The organism is Paraburkholderia fungorum (assembly GCF_003610895.1).
Classification (GTDB): Bacteria; Pseudomonadota; Gammaproteobacteria; order Burkholderiales; family Burkholderiaceae; genus Paraburkholderia; species Paraburkholderia fungorum_B.
This window is the reverse complement of record NZ_MCAS01000002.1, coordinates 139,312-158,987: the sequence shown is the minus strand read 5'-3', so window position 1 is coordinate 158,987 and position 19,676 is coordinate 139,312. Positions and strand designations below refer to the sequence as shown.

The window sequence follows — 19,676 nt, the reverse complement described above, 5'->3', positions numbered from 1 at the left end:
CACGGGAGCCGCAATGGAAACCACTAACACCACGCCTCACGATGTCGTGTTTCTGTTCGACTGCGATAACACCTTGCTGGACAACGATCATGTGCTGGCGGATTTGCGCGCGCACATGATGCAGGCGTTCGGCGAGCAGAACAGCGTGCGGTACTGGGAAATTTTTGAAGATTTGCGCGCCGAGCTGGGCTATGCCGATTATCTTGGAGCCTTGCAGCGCTATCGGCAGGAGCATCCACGGGACACGCGGCTGTTGCTGATGTCGTCGTTTCTGATCGACTATCCGTTTGCAAACCGGCTGTACCCGGGGGCGCTGGATGCGATCAGGCACGTTTCAAAGCGCGGTCCGGCGGTGATCCTGTCCGACGGCGACGTGGTGTTCCAGCCGCGCAAGATTGCCCGTTCGGGCTTATGGGAAGAGGTCGAGGGACGGGTTCTGATCTATATCCATAAGGAGCAGATGCTCGATCAGGTGATGGAATGTTATCCCGCCCGGCAGTACGTGATGGTGGACGACAAGCTACGGATCCTGACGGCCATGAAGAAGGCGTGGGGGGAAAGGCTAACGACGGTTTTTCCTCGCCAGGGGCATTATGCTTTCGATCCGAAAGAGATCTCCAGCAATCCTCCCGCGGATGTGACGATCGAGAGAATTGGGGAGCTGGCCGATATCGACATCGATATGTTGCTGAGCAGCGGAACGGCAGGGGGTGCGTAGGTTTTCTGCGCGTTTTTGCCCTTCAACGGCACATTTTTCGATCTTGACGGCGCAGCATGGCGGCAGCGCCGTGAAATCGGTCAGGGTAGGTATTTTGTGCTGCGAGCAACGATTGAGTGCGCGCTAGCCATGACCGAACAGCTTGACCAGCAAGCCGAACACGCCGACCAGAACGGCCACGCCGGCGCACAACAGCACGAGCGAGAGAACAAGAATCAGAGGCGTTTTGAGGCGGCTGGGTGTCGACATGGTGGCCGTTTGGATGAGGGGCGAGCAGGACAGGACGCACCAGATGCGGTTCGCCGTAGCGCATTTAGCATCAGGAGCTTAAACGCCTTCACTTAATGTGCGCTTAAAGTCTAGCGCAAGACCGGCTGCCTGCGCCGCGCCAGCGGCCAAACAGCCCCACGCCCGCCAGACACGGCGGCCAATCGGGCACATGAGGCTAACCGCGCGCGCCGACACGAAAGCGACGCACACCCGTCGCAAGATCAAGCTTGGGACAATCGCGTCGAACCATGACGCGCGCTTCCTGTCACACCCCTGACGATTCCCGGCCATGTCCCGAAAGCCTCAGGCAACGGATCTCTGCCGCTACGCCTGTGTTATGTCAACGCATGACAGAGCGTCCGGCGTTACAGGTTTTTCTCCACTGGCCGTGTCACGCACAACGCCGCAGCACCCGCTAACCTGCCTGACAGTCCTTTTCAAGGAGTGACGCCATGGCCGAAGCAACCGCCCGTCCGACAACACTAGATTCCGATACGCTGCGCAAGATGGACCGCTACTGGCGCGCCTGCAACTACCTCAGCGCCGGCATGATCTACCTGCGCGACAACCCGCTACTGCGCGAACCGCTCAAACCCGAACACATCAAGAACCGTCTGCTGGGCCATTGGGGTTCCGATCCGGGGCAGAGCTTTCTGCTGGTACATCTGAACCGGCTGATCAGGAAGCTCGATCTGAACGTGATCTATCTGGCAGGCCCTGGCCACGGCGCGCCCGCCACGCTGGCCCACTGCTACCTCGAGGGCCACTACTCGGAAATCTATCCTGACCGCAGCGAAGACGAAGCCGGCATGCGGCGCTTCTTCCGGCAGTTCTCGTTTCCTGGCGGCATCGGTTCGCATTGCACGCCCGAAACGCCCGGTTCGATTCATGAGGGCGGCGAACTCGGCTATAGCCTGTCGCACGGCTACGGCGCCGCGTTCGACAACCCCGACCTGATCGTCGCCGTGATGATCGGTGACGGCGAGGCGGAAACCGGGCCGCTGGCCACCTCGTGGCACTCGAACAAGTTTCTCAACCCGATTCGCGATGGCGCGGTGCTGCCGGTTCTGCATCTGAACGGCTACAAGATCGCCAACCCGACGATCCTCGCGCGAATTCCCCGTGAAGAACTCGAAGCCTTGCTGACCGGCTACGGCCACAAGCCATATTTCGTCGAAGGCGACGATCCGGACACCATGCATCAGCAGATGGCCGCGACGCTCGAACAATGCGTCGGCGAAATCCGCGCGATCCAGCAGCATGCGCGCGAGTCCAACGACGCAACGCGGCCGCGCTGGCCGATGATCGTGCTGCGTTCGCCGAAAGGCTGGACCGGACCGAAGGAGGTCGACGGTCATCAAGTGGAAGGCTCGTGGCGCGCGCACCAGGTGCCGGTGCTCGATCCGGTCACCAACAGCAAGAGCCTGAAGCTCGTCGAGAACTGGCTGCGCAGTTATGAGCCGGAATCGTTATTCGACGAAGCAGGGCGTCTGGTCGAGGAACTGCGCGAACTCGCCCCTGAAGGCACGCGCCGCATCAGCGCCAATCCGCATGCGAACGGCGGCTTGCTGTGCAAAACGCTCGACATCCCGCCATTTCGCGACTATGCGGTGGCGGTGAAAAAGCCCGCCGGCTCGTACACATCGCCGACAGAGGTGCTCGGCACGCTGCTGCGCGACGTGATGCGCAACAACATGACGAACTTCCGCGTCTTCGGCCCCGACGAAACCGCCAGCAACAAGTTGACGGCCATCTATCAGGCCTCGGAGAAGACCTGGCTGGCGCAAACGCTGGCCAGCGACGCCGACGGCGGCGAACTCGCGGTGGATGGCCGCGTGATGGAAATGCTCAGCGAGCATACGCTCGAAGGCTGGTTCGAGGGTTACGTGCTGACCGGGCGGCACGGACTGCTCGCCACCTATGAAGCGTTCGTCCATGTGATCGATTCGATGTTCAACCAGCATGCCAAGTGGCTGGAGAAAGCGAAGTGCGATCTCGGCTGGCGGCAACCGGTGCCGTCGATCAACCTGTTGATCACCTCGCTGGTATGGCGCCAGGATCACAACGGTTTTACGCACCAGGACCCGGGCTTTCTCGACGTCGTGACCAACAAAAGCCCGGACGTGGTGCGTATCTATCTGCCGCCGGACGCGAATTGTCTGCTGAGCGTCGCCGACCACTGCTTGCGTTCACGCGATTACGTCAATGTGATCGTTGCCGACAAGCAACCGCATTTGCAGTATCTCGACATGGAATCGGCGGTTACGCATTGCACCAAGGGCATCGGCATCTGGGATTGGGCGTCGACGGATCAGGGCGTCGAACCGGACGTGGTGATGGCCTGCGCGGGAGACATCGCAACCATGGAAGCGCTCGCCGCCGTGCAGATTCTGAAGGAGCACTTCCCGAACCTGAAAATCCGCTTCGTCAACGTGGTCGATCTGTTCCGCCTGATGCCCGATCATGCGCATCCGCATGGCCTGTCGAGCCGCGATTTCGATTCATTGTTCACCACCGGCAAACCGGTGATTTTCAACTTCCATTCGTATCCGTCGCTGGTGCACAAGCTCACGTACAGCCGGACCAATCACGACAATCTGCACGTGCACGGCTATCGCGAGAAAGGCAACATCAACACGCCGCTCGAACTGGCGATCATCAACCAGGTCGACCGGTTCTCGCTGGCGATCGACGTGATCGATCGCGTGCCGGCTTTGCGCGGCGTCGGCGATCACGCGAAGGAATGGCTGCGTGGGCAGATCATCGAGCATCTGGCGTATGCGCATACCGAGGGTATCGATAAGGAAGAGATCCGCAACTGGACGTGGAAAGGTTGAGCGAGGCTGGCCATGCACACTGAGGACTCCCCCTTGCCGCAAACGATTCTGGTGCTGAACAGCGGCTCGTCTTCGCTGAAGTTCGGGCTGTTTACACATGCGGACGGCGATGAATCGTTGCTGCTGACCGGCAGTGCGGAAGGGATCGGGCGCAACGACGGCAGTCTGCGGATCAAGGCGCCCGACGGCAGCGTGCTGGCACAACAGGAACGTGTGCTGGAGTCGCAGACCGAGGCTTTGCAGGTGCTCGCGCGCGTACTCACGGAGCATCAGCATGGACGGCCCGCGGCGGTGGGGCACCGGGTGGTGCATGGCGGTCCGCATCTGCGCATGCACCAGCGGCTGACGCCTGAAGTTCGGCAGCGCTTGCAGGACGCGGTGCACTTTGCACCTCTGCATATTCCACCGGCGCTCGCCTTGATCGACGAGGCGTCGACGATCTTCGGCGACGCGCGGCATTTCATCTGCTTCGATACCGCGTTTCATTCCACACTGCCGCCGCGCGCGGCGCAGCTTGCATTACCGCGCCGCTATGTGGATGCGGGCGTGATTCGCTACGGTTTCCATGGGCTGTCGTATGAATCGCTGGTCACGCGGCTGGGCGCCGATCTGCCGCCGCGAGCGGTGTTCGCGCATCTGGGCAACGGGTCGAGTCTGTGCGCGCTGCAGGACGGTAAATCGGTCGATACGTCGATGGGTCTGACGCCTACCGGCGGGGTGCCGATGGGTACGCGCAGCGGCGATCTCGATCCGGGCGTGCTGTTGTATCTGATGCGGGTGGAGCAACTCGATGCCGATGCGCTGGAGACGCTGCTGAATCGCCAGAGCGGCCTCGCCGGTTATACCGATGGCGAGAGCGATATGCAGGCGCTGGAGAAACGCGCCGCGACGGGAGACGCAAGTGCGTCGCTCGCGCTGGATGTATTTGCCACCGCCGTGCGCAAGACGATCGGCGCGTATGCGGCTTTGTTGGGCGGGATCGATTTGCTGGTGTTGACGGGCGGGATCGGCGAGCACAGCACGGAGATTCGCAGGCGCGTGTGCGATGGACTGGCTTTCATGGGCTTAGTGGAGGGCGATCCGGCGGGTAAGGTGAGGGCGATTCACACCGAGGAGGAAAAACAGATTGCACGGCATTGCCGGGCGTTGATGCAGGCCGGTTAGCGCCAGGTGGATTTGATCCGGGTTCGGTCGGAGATGCTGGCGACGCCGAACAGGCGGGATACGTCTTCGAGTGCCGCGGTTTTCTGATGGGCGTTCTGGAGTACACCTCGCAAGGTGACCCTGCCGTGGACGACTTTTACTTTCACCGTATCTTTGGGGACGGCCGCGTCCCAGGATAGCCGCCTCACGGCTTCTGACGCAATCTGGTTATCGCTAAGGCGTGGGCTGCCGGTGCCGCGCATGGCGAGGTGGCCACGAGGCATGACGCTCTCCTTTTTGTTCCACTATCGGCGATAGGCCGGGTTCACATCTCATCTGCGCCCGGCATTACGGCAAAAACTCGCGTAGTGCAGCGGTGCGTTCAACCGTGAGCGCACCTTTAATGTCATCGGCCGAGCGATCCGGAAACGCCTCGGCAACGAAGGTCGTGAAAGCATCCCGATAGGCGAGCCATGCGCGCTGGGTGTCGCGAATACCGCTTTGCTTGACGGTGCCATAGGAGAAGTCCTTCGTGTGCATGACTTTCTGGTAGGTCGTGTTCAGAATGGCATCCGACTGCGCAAGTTGTGGTATCGAGAACTTCTTGAGCTTGCCGTTGACGAGTTGGTGCAGATCGTTCTGGAAGGTCTTATTGACTGCGTCCGTCGCGTCGATCTGCAGAGCCGCGCGAAGCGTGCCGCTTAGATCCACTTCGTTGTCCGCAACGGCATTCGCGTAGGTCGCAGAGGCTGTCTGGAGCCGAGCGAGTGCGGCCTTCTGCGGCGCGCTCCAATCTTTGGAGAGCGCTGTGATTGTCTGCTTGCGTCGAATATTCTCGATGCGAGAGGCATGAGCCTCGCAAATGCCGGCGAGCAATCCGCTCGTTGCGTCGTCGCACACGCTGAAATTGTTGCCTGTCCACCCTTCGGCACGCAACCTGGCCAGATGCTGGACGCGGCCGTCCATTTCGGCATCCGCACCATCGAGCTGGCACGCAAGCGCAATGGCGCGGTTAAGGTCGCGCTTCACACCGACACCATTGGCATACATCATCATGAGCAAACTGTTGCCCCCGAAAGGAACCTCATTTGCGTCGGCCCGCTCGGCCTCACGTGCAGCGCAACGCCGGGCCGCGGCCGGGTCGGCCTTCATGCCGATACCGTAATATAGCGCCTCGGAATCGCACGGGATCGCTTTGTCCGGCGAAGTGGGTTCGTCAATGTCCACCGTCTCCACGGATTTGCAGATCTGCATCGATTTTGCGAATGACGGATCGGATTTTCCATCGGCCCAGGATCCTGCGCTGGCAGAGACAGCACCCATCAGAAGGAGCGGGGCGGCAATGACGAGAGGCGCAAACCGCATAGAGAGTGGCTTCATTCTGTTATCCCTTCAGCGCCAGGCCAAGGGTATAGGACGAAAGCCATCATGTTAGCCTGGCCTCGGTTTGCATTCTCCGGAAATATATTGGCATTCTCGCTTCTGCGCGAATAGGACCAGGTGCATGGGGCATTTAGAATGCTATGAAATACTAAACCGCTCAGAAAAATAAAAAGCGAATCGACACTGATGAAATCTGCCAATCGCATTATCTGTTCACCGATATTTTTTCTGTTGCCGGGTGTCTGTCTGGCTGACACGGGCAGCCCTGGCGGCATCCCGAAACCTTTGCTTTACCTTGCCGCGTTTATAGCGCTCTGGCTGTTGATCACGGGTGTGTTTTTCTGGCGACTTCGTCGACTCCCCAGTCGTAAGCGTGCCGGCCTGACCGTGTTGTTTTTTCTCGCGCCCGTGCTGTGCTTTTTCGTTCTGGGTGGTGGTCAAGCCATTCTTGGGAAGGCGGGCAGGACCTTCACCGTTGTTGCGGAGCACCCCGTCGTAATCGCGGGTGTAACGTTTCCGGCCGGTAGCAAAGTAAGTTATGAGCAGTTGGGCGGCGGTTATTGGCACAAACGTCCGATATTCGTTCAGAGCGATAAGCCTGTCATGGCCGGGGCAGTGGAAATCACCGAGCTTATGTACTCGCGACAGCACGCCAACATGTTGATCGTGGTCCTGAGCCGGGATCAGACAATCGAGGGGTGGCAATGTCGCGGGGGCGCCAGCTCGGTAGCCGAAATGAGTTTGACGGAAACGCAACCGGTTTTTCTGGGCTGTGTGTTTGCCACAGCTAGAACGATCAACGGGATGAACTGGCCCGTGTTCACCGAAACCATGAAAGGTGACAACGGAGACTGGAAGTTGTCGTGGCATTTAGCCCGTGACGGAAGCCGCCCACTTGCGAACGCTTTCGGATTCAGGGCAACGGAAATGACGGCAACCTACAGCGCGGCGTTTGCGTTGAAGCAGTGGTCAGCCTACGCCTATTACCCGGAAGCCCCGGTTGGTGACTATGCGTTTTCGAGCGAAGGCCAGACCGACATGGTCTGGATGGCCGGCGGCGATATCCGCGTAGCAGGGCATGCCAGCAATGTGAAAACCGGCGAGAGCGTCGACTGTCTGCTCATACAGTCGCAAGGTCGTAAGGCTCTGCCTTGCAGGAGAGAGAACGGTTGATTTTGCTCGGCCGTGTCGGCGCGCGGACGCACCGACACGGCCCGGCTACCTGGCGCCAGGTGATCGACCCCGGCTCCGGGCAGACCCACGATGACTGCAGACGCTCGCGAATCTCGGCGAGGGACTGCGTGACCAGCAATTCGCCATTGCGAAACACTGGAACCAGTGCTCCGTGTTCAGCCTGTTCGACGGTCTGCTGTTCGTACAGCACGAACCGGTCACCTTCCTTTTCGACACGCAAGCGATCAATAGCCGGCAAGAACAAGCCTACCCAACAACCCCCGCCACCGCCTGCGCCGTCGCCGCCGACAACGTCCACCCCAAATGCCCGTGCCCGGTGTTGTAGAACACACCGCGCCGTTTGCCGCGCCCGACCTTCGGCAGCATGCTCGGCAACATCGGCCGCAACCCCGCCCACGGAATCACCTTCGACGTCGACACCTCGGGAAAATAGCGCCGCGTCCAGTCCACCAGCGGAGCGATCCGGTCCGAGCGGATGTCGCGGTTAAAGCCGTTGATCTCCGCCGTTCCGGCCACGCGAAACCGATCCACGCCGAGCCGGCTCGTCACGATCTTCGCGCTCTCGTCGAGCAGACTCACCCAGGGGGCGTGCTTCTGGCTCACTTCATCGTCGAGGCATACGGTGATCGAGTAGCCCTTCACCGGGTAGATGTTCACGTGATCGCCCAGCATCGCCGCAAAATCGCGGCTCTTCACACCGGCGCACACGACGATCCGCTCAAAGGCAAAGCGCTGTGACTCACCTTCGAGATTGACCGTCATCGAAAACCGTCCTTCAGCCGGCTGCTCGATCGCCGTGATCTCGGCGTCGTAGTGAAACTCGACGCCGTGCCGCACACAGGCGTCGGCAAGGCCACGCGTGAACTTGTGAATGTCGCCGGTCGAATCGGATGGCGTGAAGAATCCGCCGAAAAAGTCGCCATGCAGCGTGGGCTCGATCCGCTGCAACTCCGCCGCCGTCACCGGATTGCGATCGAGGCCGCCTTCGCGCAGCAATGCATTCACCTTGCCGGCCGCGTCGAAATCCTTCTGGGTCTCGTAGATGTGCAGGATGCCGCGCCGCTCCAGGTCGAAGTCGATGCCTTCGCGCTCGGCAATCGAAAACAGATGTTCACGCGCCGCAATCGCGAGCCGCACGGTCTCGACCGTGTTCGCCCGATAGTGCGGAATCTGCCGCAAAAACTCACCCATCCACGAATACTTGTGCCACGTGGGCATTGGATTGAGCAGCAGCGGGGCGTCGCGCCGCAGCATCCAGCGTAAGCCCTTCAGCACGGTGGCCGCGCTGTTCCAGACTTCGGCGTTGCTGGCGGACAGCTGGCCGCCGTTGGCGAACGAGGTCTCCATCGCCGCATAGCGATGACGTTCGAACACGGTAACGTGATGGCCGCGCTGAGCGAGGGCGTGAGCAGTCGTGACGCCGGTAATGCCGGCGCCGATAATGGCGATTCGTGACATGACATGATCCAGAGTAGTTGAGCATCACCGGTGTCGACTTCGTGTCGAAACCGGCGTCGATGCCCCATCTGTCCATGTACCTGAGAGTTTCTTCCCGCGAGCACAGCAGCGCGATCTGAGCGCCATGCCGGGAATCCCCTTCGGTGGGCGCGCACGGCGCCGCTCTCCAGATGTTCCAGCTGCGCGGTCCTTTTGCCTGAGAGTTTCCGGGGCGGTTGCTCCGTCGGCGTCGTCACAAACCTCTGACGATCTCTCCCGCGCTGCGTTGCAGAACGGCTCGACAATACCGGGCAAAAAAATTCGCCGCAAGTGTTTCCTGTGATGCAGCGCCCAGGCAGTCCGCTGGAAACGGGCGCAACGCAGGCAGAAAAGCCCCATCCACATGACGGCGATTGCGGGTCTAAACCGGCTGCATCGGCTATATTTGGCGGCATTGCCCGATCATCAATCCACAGAGGAGCCCGCCGTGCCCACTGCCGCAACCCTGCTCGCATTCGCTCTGGTCTCGCTCGGCATGGTGCTTACGCCCGGCCCGAACATGATTTATCTGATCTCGCGATCGCTCTGCCAGGGGCGGCGCGCCGGGCTCGTGTCGCTCGGCGGCGTCGCGCTCGGCTACGTGTTCTACATGTTTTGCGCGGCGTTCGGCATCACGGCGCTGCTGCTGACAGTGCCCTACGCGTACGACGCGTTGCGCTTCGGCGGCGCGCTTTACCTGTTGTATCTGGCGTGGCAGGCGGTCAAGCCGGGCGGCCGTTCGCCGTTCCAGGTGCGCGACCTGCCGCACGACAGCCGGCGCAAGCTCTTCACAATGGGCCTCGTCACGAACCTCGCCAATCCCAAGATCGCGGTGATGTATCTGTCGCTGCTGCCGCAATTCATTTCGCCCGGGCACGGCAGCGTGCTGTCGCAATCGATCGCGCTCGGCTGCGTGCAGATCGTCATCGCCGTTACGGTCAATGCGCTGATTGCCAGCATGGCGGGTTCGATTGCCACGTTTCTCGCCGGGCGGCCGGTGTGGTTGCTGGTGCAACGCTGGCTGATGGGCACCGTGCTCGCCGGTCTGGCCGTGCGGATCGCGTTCGACGCGCGCCGTTGAGGGGTACCGCTGAGGTGTGCGGTTCAACGGGGCGATGAAGGCCTGGCCAAGTCTTCACGGTCGTCTTGCTGCCAGCCGCTTCCTCATAGCATCTTGTACATGAGGGTGGTCGAATCAAACCGCTCCTCAAGCGCGTCGCGGCAGTATCGGGGAATCACGCCGGCCGTCTGATAACCCAGCGCGGCATAGAGCGGCTCGGCCTTGTCACCGGTGCGCGTATCGAGCGTCAACAAGCTGCGCTGCAACTGCTGCGCGCGGTGCTCCAGTTCCTCCATCAGCGCTTTGGCAATGCCCTGGCGGCGCAACGCGGGGTGGACCAGCAGCTTGCGCACCTCGGCGCGATGGCGCTGGTTCGGCATCGTGTCGTAATCCAGTTGCACGGTGCCCGCGATCGACTCGCCATGACGAGCAACGAACACGACCAGCGCGCCCGCACGCAGCGACGGCAGCACCTTGCCGCTCCAGAACGCCTCACTCTCCTCGACGCTGTACGGCAACACGAATCCGACGCTCGCGCCGTCATGGACGCAGGCCCGCAGCAGCGCGCCGAGTTCGGAGAGATGGCGCACGAGGTCGTCGGCGGAAAAGCTCGTGATGGTGATCGCGCTCATGGTGGCTCGAATTCAGACAATGAAGAGGAGGTAGCGGGCCGCGCTATGCGCGGGCGTGACGAACGCATTGGGGCCGAATAACTGATAGCGCAGACAGTCGCCGGCTTGCAGATCATGGCTCCGGCCATCGACGGTGATCTGCAATTGCCCTTCGAGCATGATCAGATGATGTTCGAGGCCAGCTCTCGGCGACGCGTCGTAAGTGATCCGTGCGCCGGCGTCGAGTTCGCATTCGAGTGCCTCGCCGCTCAGCGCCTGGGCCGGTGGCGACACGGAGCGGCGCCGGAAGCCGACGCTCGCGTCGGTCCAGACCGCCTGCGCAGCGCGCGGCACCAGCGGCGCGAAATCTTCCTCGACCATGTGCATGAGGCGCGACATCGGCAAGCCGTAAGCGACGCAGAGTTTGCCCAGCACGCTCGCCGTGGGGCTCACGGCGGCGTTTTCGAGGCGCGACAGGGTGGCGCGGCTGACGCCGCTGAGTTTCGCGAGATCGTCGAGGGACCAGTTGCGCTCGGCGCGTAGCGCTCGCAGACGCTGGGCGATGCGGCGATCGATAGCGTTGTCGTCGAGCGGTGTGTTTTCCATATTCGGGAAAATATCTCTAATATGGGATTTCGTCAACGAAACAAAATCTCCAAAAAAGGGATGTGGACGCATTCAGCGCACATCTGATCATCCCGGAGATTCGTACACCGCAAGCTGCCCGGGCGTTTATCATAGTGCCCACCAACTAAAACCCGCCGCCCGGTTGCGCCACGGGGCTGTGCATCGATCACGCACACCGTCCACGAGACCCGGCGGCGCTTGCCGCGACATCCTCTATGAACTCCACTCCCGACGCAGTTTCCCGCCCGTCCATTCGGGCTTTGACCTTGCTTGAAGGGCGCGTGCTCGGCGTGCTGGTCGAAAAGCAGCACACGGTGCCGGACAGCTATCCGCTTTCGCTGAACGCCTTGACCCTTGGCTGCAATCAGAAGACCGGCCGCGCACCCGTGATCAATGCCACCGAAGCGGAGGTGCTGACCGCCGTCGACGGCTTGAAACGCCTGAGTCTGGTGATGGAAGGCAGCAGCAGCCGCGTGCCGCGCTTCGAGCACAACATGAATCGGGTCTTGGGCCTGCCGAGTCAGTCAGCCGCCTTGCTGACCACCTTGCTGCTGCGCGGTCCGCAGACGGCAGCCGAGTTGCGCCTGAACAGCGCGCGTCTGCATGGATTTGCTGACATCTCGTCGGTCGAGGCGTTTCTCGACGAATTGGCTGCCAATGATCCGCCGCGAGTCGTAAAACTGGCCCGCACGCCAGGCGAGCGCGAAAATCGCTGGATGCATCTGCTATGCGGCGAAGTCAGCGCGAGTGATCTCGCTCAGCCGGGTGGGGAAGACGAGGTGGTGCCGTTGTCGGCGTTCGAGGCGGTAAAAGCGGAACAGAAACGGCTTGCCGATGAAGTGAGCCAGCTTCAGGCGGTGGTGCGGCGCATGGCTGCCGAATTGGGCATTGAAATCGAGGCGCCTCGCGCGAGCGATTGACGCGCTGTTGAAAGTTCGCGCGCTGCGAGCGCGCGAACCGCAGGAAACTAGAACTTGTAGTTCACCGAAGCGAGCGTATTGAGCTCGAATCTTTTTTCGGTAATCGGGCTATTTGCCGCGTCGTGTTCCAGCCGCCCGAAAGTAGCGGAAACCGAGCCATTCCAGTGTTTGGAAAAGTCGTACGTCACCATGGCGTTCATATGAATGTCGCGCACCCCGGCGCTGGTGCTGTACGTGGGCAATCCCGAGGCCGCGCTCTGCTGCCCGGATACGCCGAAGAACGTCCGCGTATAGGTTCCATTCGCCCAGGTGAAGCCTGGCCCCACCGAGAACAGCCAGCCGCCGACCGGTGCGGACGCCACGAAATCCGTGCTGACCGTGGTCCCCTGGTGATGGCCGGCGATATCCTGATACAACGCCACCGAGCCGGTGAACGCCCACCACGTGTAGTCGGCGAAAAGCTTCAGTTTGGGGCCGCCATGCACGTCACCCAGCCCATGCAGGCGCGGGTCGTCGGATTCCTTGCGGGTCTGGAAGTCGAAACTGAGCGCCGCGCCCACGTGATAGGCCGGACCGCGCAACACGTTGACGCCGAGCACGTCAGGACCCTGCGAGAAGATCCGGTCGTCGTAGGAGATGTCCAGCGCAGGGAACGGGAAATAGCTTAGTTGTCGCGATCCCGGGTACTTGGGCGTGATCACGATGCCGGGCCCCACGCCGATTTTCCATTTGCTGTCGGCGGCCGTGCCTGTGCTTGTGCTCGCGCCAGTCGCCGCGCCGGTGCTCGGCGCATCGGCCGCTGCGTCGGTCGTCGCATTCGAGCCTGCGTCGTCCGCGTAGGCCGCACGCGTGGCAAACGTGGCAAACAGGGCAAGCGCGGCGGCGAGCAGCAGTGATTTGCGCGCGGTCTGGCCAAACCTGAGCGAGGTGCGCAGCGACGCGCGCGCAGCTTTGCCGGGCGCCGTCATGCGCGCTCCTTGCCAAGCGCCGCGAGCTGCCTGAGGCGCCGCGCCAGGGCCTTCGAGACGACCGGTTGCTTGCTGCCGTCGTCGCCGCTGTGGACGACTTCGCTCTCGCGCAAGAACAGCGCGGTTTCACGCGCGACGATTTCGCGCTCGTTGTCCGACGTAATCATGTGATACGAATCATCCAGCCAGATTGTGCGTAAAAAGGCGGCGCCGATATTCGCGGCGACAAACCGGGCATTGCGGGGGCTCGACGTCTCGTCGTCGATCGCATGAACAATCAGGCAATCGGTCTTGATGTCGCGCACCTGGGTGCGCACACTCGCGGCGAGGCGGCTCGCCTGATGCAAGGCCGGCAACGAAATCGTCGACGGTCCAACTTCGCTGAAGTCGCTGCGCTGCATGGCACGGGCGATCTTTGCCCTGAGCGCTTCGTTGCGCAGGCCGAACGGTGCTTCCTCGCGGTAACGCCAGCGTTTGCGCATCGGCGTGAAGTACGCCCAGTTGAGCAGGAAGCGATACCAGGGGATCGCCCAGCCGTCGTAAGAGAGCGTCAGCGATAACAGCACGAGCGACTGCGCCGCGGGACGGCGATGCGCGAGCGCCAGCGCCAGCGCCGCGCCGATCGATAGTCCGCAGATCGAGACGCGTGCAAAGCGCGCGGCCAGCGCGTCGTACTCGCGCACGGCGGCGTCGAGCCACGTTTCCATCGCCGTTTGTTCTGAGCCGGCGCTGTAGCCCGGCAGAACCGGCGCGCAAGCGGTGAAGCCCTCGGCGTTCAGAAAGCGTGCGAGAAAACGCAGTTCGAGCGGCGAGCTCGACAGGCCGTGCAGCATCAGCACGGCATGATCGTCGCCGGGTAAGAAGAGACTCGTAGGCTGGCTCATGGATCAGGCTCCGATCCGCAGCACGAGGAACTCGCCGGCGTGCGTGGTGAACCGTTCGCACATGCACTCGATCAGCCTCGACGCGCCATCGGCGCCTTTCATGCGCACGCGATGACTGCCGGGCCACAGCGCCTTGCTGAGCCGCTGGATGTCCTCGGGATCGACGTCGGCGAAGCGAGGGCCGGGCGCAATTTCGTTGGGCAGACGCGGCAGCAGCCCCTGGGGCTTGACGTCGTCTACCTGTTGCAAGGCGTTGCGCTCCAGTGCCTGAATGAAAATGAAGGTCCTGTGGTGATGCGACAGATGGCGCAGCAGCCGGTGCGTTTCGTCGACGGCACGGCGGGCGAGCATGCGCTCGTTGTCGTGACGCAGCAGCATTTCATAGCGCGACTGCGCGACCGAGGCGATCAATTCCGCGCGAAACTGCGAGCGGCGCAGGCGTTCGATCAGGATGATGACGAGCAGCGTCACCAGCGGATACGAAATCACGAGGACCAGATCGGCCCGATTGAATACGTCGATGGTTGCGTAAGGCGGCACGAACAGATAGTCGGCAATGCCCAAGCCAAGCAGCATGACGGCGAGCGCCGGCGCCAGCCCGCAAAAATACTCGACCAGGGCCGCCGCGATGCAGAACGCGGTGCCCGGCATGATCGGTCCGAGTAACGGATGGAGCAACATGCGCACGCCGCTGGCGATCGCCAATGCGGCGGCCGCGGTGAGCCAGACGCGTGTTCCCCGTGGTGCCCAACGACGGGCGTTTTGGACTTCCATAATATTTTTTTAGGGAGCGATTCCGCTTCCCGATTGAGTGTGTCTGCGCTTTAAAGCGCAGGTCGGACAATACCATAATCGGACCGGCGTAAAAGCTCGAAAAAGAGGTAAATACCGCCGGCCCGGGCGCAATATCGTGTTTCGAACGCCGTTTTGAGAAACACGTCCGGGAATAGGGTTATTCTCGCCAGCCGGCAGTGTGCGGGCGGCGTGCTTAATAGACGCTTAGACCCGGCAGAAACGGCTGCCGGAGCCGGCGGCCTTCGGATTGGCGCCAGCGTGAGGCGAGCGCAGCCGTCAAACTGTATGGCGCAAATGACACGCCGGCGGGTTTTCGTAGGTATACCTCGGGCGCCCCCATTGCTTCAAATGAAGTTAAGGTAATTTACGAATGACACAGAACATTTACGACGACCCCGAATTTTTCGGCAATTACAGCCAATTGGGCCGCTCGAAACAGGGTCTCGACGGTGCCGCCGAATGGCCCGCGTTGCGCGCGATGCTGCCGCGGATGCATGGCCTGAACGTGGCCGATCTTGGCTGCGGCTATGGCTGGTTCTGCCGGTGGGCGCGCGAAGCGGGCGCGGCCACGGTGCTCGGCCTCGATGTCTCGGAGAAGATGCTGGCGCGGGCACGCTCGTCCTCGAATGATCCCGGCCTGACTTATGCCCGGGCCGATCTCGAACATCTCGACCTGCCGGCGGCCGGTTTCGACCTCGTCTATAGCTCGCTCGCGTTTCACTACATTGAGAATCTGCGCGGCTTGCTCGACACGGTGCATCGCGCGCTGGTGCCGGGCGGACGCCTGGTGTTCTCGATCGAACACCCGATCTTCATGGCGCCACGGCAGCCGGGCTGGTCGGTCGATGCCGAGGGCCGCAAGCAATGGCCGCTCGACAGCTATCAGATAGAAGGGCCGCGCATCACCAACTGGCTTGCCGACGGGGTTATCAAGCAGCACCGCACCATCGGCACCTTGCTCAATCACCTGATCGGCGCGGGTTTCACCATCGCCCATGTCGACGAGTGGGGACCGACCGATGCCGATCTTGCCGCGCGCCCCGAACTGGCCGAAGAGCGCGAGCGGCCGATGATGTTGCTGGTATCCGCTACGCGGTAGTTTGCGGGCGAGTGGGGCGGCCGCTCAGGCGTCGCGGCTTCGGCGCGGTTCGTCGGCGAGCGTTCGCTGCGTGCGGTAGAAAATGCGTGGCGGCACGTTCGGCGAATCTTCCGCGAGCCGGTCGAGTTCGTCGCGGATCGCGGTGAGATAGTGGCCGTCGCGGGCGTCGGCGTCGCCCGCAAAGATCGCTTCCAGCCTGCGCCGCAAGGCGCCATAGCGGGCTCCCGCCGCGCGATGTTTTTCCGCCCGCTCCGCATATCGGAAGAAGGTTTGCAGCGCGGCGGAGACCGCCGCCGCCACGCTCACGAAGCCCACGAAAATCCTGAGCGCCGGCGAGACCGCGCTCGCGCTCAACGACGCAAACACAGCCGTGCCCACGAAGGCCGTCAACGCAGTGACCAGCCAGCCGACGCCGCGGTCCCGCGCGCAGAGCAGGTCGGCCATGTCGTAATGACTCATCTGGGATTCGCGCGCGCGCCGGATCCACTTCAGCAGAAGCTGGTCTTCGTCGACCGGAGGCTCGTAGGCAATCGGGTTCTTCATAGGACTCGTCGGGGCTATTCAGTGTCGTGCGGCGTAGCGCATGGGCTGGCGATACTGTGCCACATGCGGGCGCCAGGCTGAACGTCACGGAGCCTGCGCAGCGGATCAGCCGGGCAGGCGTCGCACGGCGTCAACAGCCTCCATCGCCCGTTTCAAATCTCACGGCCGCCGCCGAATCCGGCGTACATCCGGAACCGTCACGCCCCATGTTCACGCTCTGTCGAAGATGACGGAAATATCATTTTCGCATCATCTTCGCACTGCAACAGAACCGTAGCATCGCTCGTACCCCTTCTACGACTTCGCCCTTCCATGCTCACCCGCCACCTTGCCGCCGCACTTGCGATTGCCGCGGCAACCCCAGCTTATTCGCAGTCGATATCGCTCCCGGCTGACAGTGCCCACCAGCCGCCGGAGCGTCCCGCTGCGACCACGGCCAGCGAGGCCGCACTGACGCCCTTGTCGCTCGATGAAGCGCTCGGACTCGCGGCCCAGAGCAATCCCTTGCTTCGTAGCGCACGCGCCGATGCAGACGCGTCTCAAGGCACGTTCATGCAGGCGGGCGCCCGACCCAATCCAGAGCTATCGCTGCTGCAGGAGGGATTCGGGGGCGCCGAGCGAACCACTACCGCACTCGTGAACCAGACTCTTGAGCTTGGAGGCAAGCGCCGGGCGCGGCTGGACGTCGCTTCGTACGGGCGCGAGGTCGCACTTGCTTCGCTCGACGCTCGTGGAGCGGCTCTGCGCTCGGATGTCGTCGCAGCCTTTTACGGATTACTCGCAACGCAACGCCAGTTGCAGGTTGCGCAGGAGTCGGCAGAGATCGCAGCGCGGTCCGCGGAGCTTGCCGGGAAGCGCTCGCGCGCCGGCAAGGTTTCTCCCGTCGAAGCGACGAAAGCGCGGGTTGCCGCAACAGGCGTCCAGATCGAGCTCGCGAACGTGAGGACACGCGTCTCGACCGCGGAGGAGGCGCTGGCCAACGTAACGGGCAGTCCGCTCGTGCGGGGGCGCTCTGCCACCGGCGACATCGAGACCGTGCCGGCAGTCGAACCGCTATCGCAACTCCTGCAACGTTTGTCGGGAGCACCGCTCTCCCGCGTCGCCAGAGCCGAAATGCTCCGCTCCAACGCCGCCATTTCAGTCGAGCGGGCAAAGCGCATTCCCGACATCACGGTCAGTGCAGGAATGAAGCGCGTGATTACCGGCGGCATTCGGGACAACCAGGCAGTCGTCGGTGTGTCCATACCGCTTCCGCTGTTCGACACAAACAAGGGCGCACTGCTCGAAGCCGTTCATAAGGCCGAGAAGGCGAACGCCGATTTCGACAGTGAGAAGGCGCGGCTGCAACTGGAATTGACGCGGGCATACGCGAACTATGAGAACTCGACACAGGCCGCGCGCAGGTTGAAGACCGACGTGCTGCCGGCCGCGCGCGAGGCGCTCGACGCCATGTCGCGAGGCTATGAGCTCGGCAAGTTCAGTTTTCTCGACGTGCTGGACGCACAGCGCACGTTTTTCGAGGGGCAGTCGCAATACGTGCAGGCACTGACCGACGCGCATCTTGCCTACGCCGACATCGGACGACTCGTTGGCGCGCCCCTGCGCAGCGACATCGACCAGACGACCCATTTACCTTGAAGGATTCATCATGGCGCGCAGAAAAATCATCATCGCCACGGCGGCTACCATCGGAGGCGTAAGCATCGCGCTTGCCGCGTTGGCATTGACACGCGAGTCGTCTGGCAGCGCATCGGGTTCCGGGGCGGTTCAATCGGCGCAATCGACGCAATCGGCGCAGGCAGCCATTGGACAGCACGGAGGGACTGTACTCAGAGATGGCGCAATGGCCCTTGAAGTCGTCCTGTCCGAGAAGCCCGGCGATGCCCGTCTTGTCGTGTATCCGTTTATCGACGGCAAGCCATTCGATAAGGGCGTGGCAGTGTCCGGCACCGTGATCCGCTACGACGGGACCAGGGAGCAGTTGCAGTTCGCGCCCGCGGGTCAGAAGTTCACGTCCACGCAGCCGATAGCAAAACCCCACGTATTTGAGGCTGCCATCGAACTCAAATGGTCAGGGCAATCTGCATCATTCGCTTTCTCTCGCGCCGACGGTGCGGTCGCACTGAGTGCGGAACAGGTGAAGGCGGCCCAGATTGGTCTTGCCAAGGCCGGGCCGGCGCAAGTCGTTACGTCATTCCAGCTTCCCGGTGAAATCAGATTCAACGAGGACCGCACTGCTCACGTCGTGCCGCGTGTGGGCGGCATCGTCGAGCGCGTCACGGTATCGATCGGAGAGAAGGTCGCGAAGGGACAGGTGCTCGCGGTCGTCGCCAGTACCGACCTTGCTGACCGCAGAAGCGAACTCCTGACTGCGGAGCGTCGGCTTTCGGCTGCCCGAACCTCGTTCGAGCGGGAGAGGACCCTGTGGCAGGAACGGATTTCCGCGGAGCAGGACTATCTGCAGGCGCAGATGCAGTTGCGCGAAGCAGAGATTGCTGCGCAGAACGCCCGGCAGAAGCTGTTGGCTCTGGGCGCGCCGCCTTCCGCGGACGCACTGAACCGCTACGAACTGCGCGCTCCGTTTTCCGGAACGATAGTGGAGAAGCACGTGACGCCGGGGGAGGCGATCGCTGCAGACGCGAACATATTTGTCGTCTCAGACCTTTCGTCGGTATGGGCCGAGATGGCGGTGCCTGCCCAGCGGCTGAACGACGTTCGCGTCGGCCGCGAAGCGAGCGTCAGCGCCACGGCATTTGAATCGAAATCGAGTGGCCCCATTGCCTTTGTCGGCGCGCTACTGGGAGAACAGACTCGAACAGCGCCGGCGCGCGTTGTCCTGCCGAATCCCGATGGCACATGGCGCCCGGGCATGTTCGTCAATGTCTCGGTGGACGCGGGCAGGCAGGAGGTGCCGGTTGCGGTAGCGAATGACGCACTACAGGATATCGACGGTGCGCAGGCCATTTTCGTCCAGTCGCCAAAAGGATTCGTTGCTCAAACCGTCGAGACCGGGCGTCGTGATGACCGCGTGGTCGAGGTTGTCAAAGGGCTCAAACCAGGTCAGCAGTACGTGGCGTCCAACAGTTTCGTGCTCAAGGCCGAACTCGGGAAAGGCAGTGCCGAGGAAGAGTAAATCCAAAGCCCCGAA

19 protein-coding genes and 1 riboswitch are annotated in these 19,676 nt (G+C 62.2%); of the genes, 9 read left to right on the top strand and 10 right to left on the bottom strand.

Going from position 1 to position 19,676, the window contains the following annotated elements; all coding sequences use genetic code 11:
* The first annotated feature begins 13 nt into the window (after positions 1-13).
* On the top strand, positions 14-718 hold the full coding sequence (locus BCY88_RS03570; RefSeq protein ID WP_120342910.1) for an HAD family hydrolase: 705 nt from the start codon (positions 14-16) through the stop codon (positions 716-718).
* Between the two features lie 123 nt (positions 719-841).
* On the opposite strand, the gene BCY88_RS40210 is transcribed toward BCY88_RS03570, so the two are convergent.
* Positions 842-967 (bottom strand): hypothetical protein, encoded by a 126-nt coding sequence (locus BCY88_RS40210; RefSeq protein WP_259461226.1) that lies wholly within the window; start codon positions 965-967, stop codon positions 842-844.
* A 473-nt stretch (positions 968-1,440) separates the two neighbouring features.
* On the opposite strand from BCY88_RS40210, the gene BCY88_RS03565 reads away from it, so the two are divergent.
* Together BCY88_RS03565 and BCY88_RS03560 are read left to right on the top strand one after the other, a co-directional pair.
* Positions 1,441-3,825 carry a phosphoketolase family protein gene (locus BCY88_RS03565; protein WP_120342909.1) on the top strand — a complete coding sequence of 795 codons (2,385 nt, stop codon included), beginning with the start codon at positions 1,441-1,443 and terminating at the stop codon, positions 3,823-3,825.
* A gap of 12 nt (positions 3,826-3,837) precedes the next feature.
* Positions 3,838-4,989 carry an acetate/propionate family kinase gene (locus tag BCY88_RS03560; protein WP_120342908.1) on the top strand — a complete coding sequence of 384 codons (1,152 nt, stop codon included), beginning with the start codon at positions 3,838-3,840 and terminating at the stop codon, positions 4,987-4,989.
* Here BCY88_RS03560 and BCY88_RS03555 read toward each other — a convergent pair.
* Together BCY88_RS03555 and BCY88_RS03550 are read right to left on the bottom strand one after the other, a co-directional pair.
* Complete coding sequence (locus BCY88_RS03555; RefSeq protein ID WP_183081264.1) at positions 4,986-5,252, bottom strand: BON domain-containing protein; 267 nt, start codon at positions 5,250-5,252, stop codon at positions 4,986-4,988. The two genes, BCY88_RS03560 and BCY88_RS03555, sit on opposite strands and share 4 nt — an antisense overlap.
* A gap of 64 nt (positions 5,253-5,316) precedes the next feature.
* A complete protein-coding gene (locus tag BCY88_RS03550; RefSeq protein ID WP_183081263.1) occupies positions 5,317-6,222 on the bottom strand; it encodes a lysozyme inhibitor LprI family protein in 906 nt (301 codons plus the stop codon).
* Between the two features lie 315 nt (positions 6,223-6,537).
* Here BCY88_RS03550 and BCY88_RS03545 point away from each other — a divergent pair, with 315 nt between their 5' ends.
* The gene (locus tag BCY88_RS03545) at positions 6,538-7,524 is read left to right on the top strand and encodes a hypothetical protein (RefSeq protein WP_147408495.1); all 987 of its coding nucleotides are present in this window, start codon (positions 6,538-6,540) and stop codon (positions 7,522-7,524) included.
* A gap of 267 nt (positions 7,525-7,791) precedes the next feature.
* On the opposite strand, the gene BCY88_RS03535 is transcribed toward BCY88_RS03545, so the two are convergent.
* On the bottom strand, positions 7,792-9,003 hold the full coding sequence (locus BCY88_RS03535) for a D-amino acid dehydrogenase (protein WP_120342905.1): 1,212 nt from the start codon (positions 9,001-9,003) through the stop codon (positions 7,792-7,794).
* 174 nt (positions 9,004-9,177) lie between these two features.
* A riboswitch (glycine riboswitch) is annotated at positions 9,178-9,271 on the bottom strand.
* Between the two features lie 198 nt (positions 9,272-9,469).
* On the opposite strand from BCY88_RS03535, the gene BCY88_RS03530 reads away from it, so the two are divergent.
* Positions 9,470-10,102 carry a LysE family translocator gene (locus BCY88_RS03530; RefSeq protein WP_120342997.1) on the top strand — a complete coding sequence of 211 codons (633 nt, stop codon included), beginning with the start codon at positions 9,470-9,472 and terminating at the stop codon, positions 10,100-10,102.
* An 83-nt stretch (positions 10,103-10,185) separates the two neighbouring features.
* Here the strand turns inward: BCY88_RS03530 and BCY88_RS03525 are convergent, their stop codons facing one another.
* Positions 10,186-10,713: a GNAT family N-acetyltransferase gene (locus BCY88_RS03525; RefSeq protein WP_120342904.1), complete on the bottom strand. Its 528-nt coding sequence runs from the start codon at positions 10,711-10,713 to the stop codon at positions 10,186-10,188.
* Positions 10,714-10,725: 12 nt separating this feature from the next.
* A complete protein-coding gene (locus tag BCY88_RS03520) occupies positions 10,726-11,298 on the bottom strand; it encodes a helix-turn-helix domain-containing protein (RefSeq protein WP_120342903.1) in 573 nt (190 codons plus the stop codon).
* A gap of 236 nt (positions 11,299-11,534) precedes the next feature.
* Between BCY88_RS03520 and BCY88_RS03515 the strand changes: the two genes are divergently transcribed.
* Positions 11,535-12,239, top strand: a complete 705-nt coding sequence (locus BCY88_RS03515; protein ID WP_120342902.1) for a YceH family protein — start codon at positions 11,535-11,537, stop codon at positions 12,237-12,239.
* 47 nt (positions 12,240-12,286) lie between these two features.
* Here BCY88_RS03515 and BCY88_RS03510 read toward each other — a convergent pair whose 3' ends face one another.
* The 3 genes from BCY88_RS03510 to BCY88_RS03500 are packed head-to-tail and all read right to left on the bottom strand — an operon-like array spanning position 12,287 to position 14,865.
* A complete protein-coding gene (locus tag BCY88_RS03510; RefSeq protein ID WP_259461225.1) occupies positions 12,287-13,207 on the bottom strand; it encodes a MipA/OmpV family protein in 921 nt (306 codons plus the stop codon).
* Positions 13,204-14,091: an alpha/beta hydrolase gene (locus BCY88_RS03505; protein ID WP_120342901.1), complete on the bottom strand. Its 888-nt coding sequence runs from the start codon at positions 14,089-14,091 to the stop codon at positions 13,204-13,206. The genes BCY88_RS03510 and BCY88_RS03505 overlap by 4 nt, the downstream gene beginning before the upstream one ends.
* Before the next feature lie 3 nt (positions 14,092-14,094).
* The gene (locus BCY88_RS03500) at positions 14,095-14,865 is read right to left on the bottom strand and encodes a DUF4118 domain-containing protein (RefSeq protein WP_120342900.1); all 771 of its coding nucleotides are present in this window, start codon (positions 14,863-14,865) and stop codon (positions 14,095-14,097) included.
* A gap of 391 nt (positions 14,866-15,256) precedes the next feature.
* Between BCY88_RS03500 and BCY88_RS03495 the strand changes: the two genes are divergently transcribed.
* Positions 15,257-15,985, top strand: a complete 729-nt coding sequence (locus BCY88_RS03495; RefSeq protein WP_120342899.1) for a class I SAM-dependent methyltransferase — start codon at positions 15,257-15,259, stop codon at positions 15,983-15,985.
* A gap of 24 nt (positions 15,986-16,009) precedes the next feature.
* Here BCY88_RS03495 and BCY88_RS03490 read toward each other — a convergent pair whose 3' ends face one another.
* A complete protein-coding gene (locus tag BCY88_RS03490) occupies positions 16,010-16,528 on the bottom strand; it encodes an SLATT domain-containing protein (protein ID WP_120342898.1) in 519 nt (172 codons plus the stop codon).
* Positions 16,529-16,840: 312 nt separating this feature from the next.
* Between BCY88_RS03490 and BCY88_RS03485 the strand changes: the two genes are divergently transcribed.
* Entirely contained in the window at positions 16,841-18,166 is a 1,326-nt protein-coding gene (locus BCY88_RS03485) for a TolC family protein (protein WP_120342897.1), read from the top strand.
* Between the two features lie 10 nt (positions 18,167-18,176).
* Positions 18,177-19,661: an efflux RND transporter periplasmic adaptor subunit gene (locus BCY88_RS03480; RefSeq protein WP_120342896.1), complete on the top strand. Its 1,485-nt coding sequence runs from the start codon at positions 18,177-18,179 to the stop codon at positions 19,659-19,661.
* Positions 19,662-19,676: the final 15 nt, after the last annotated feature.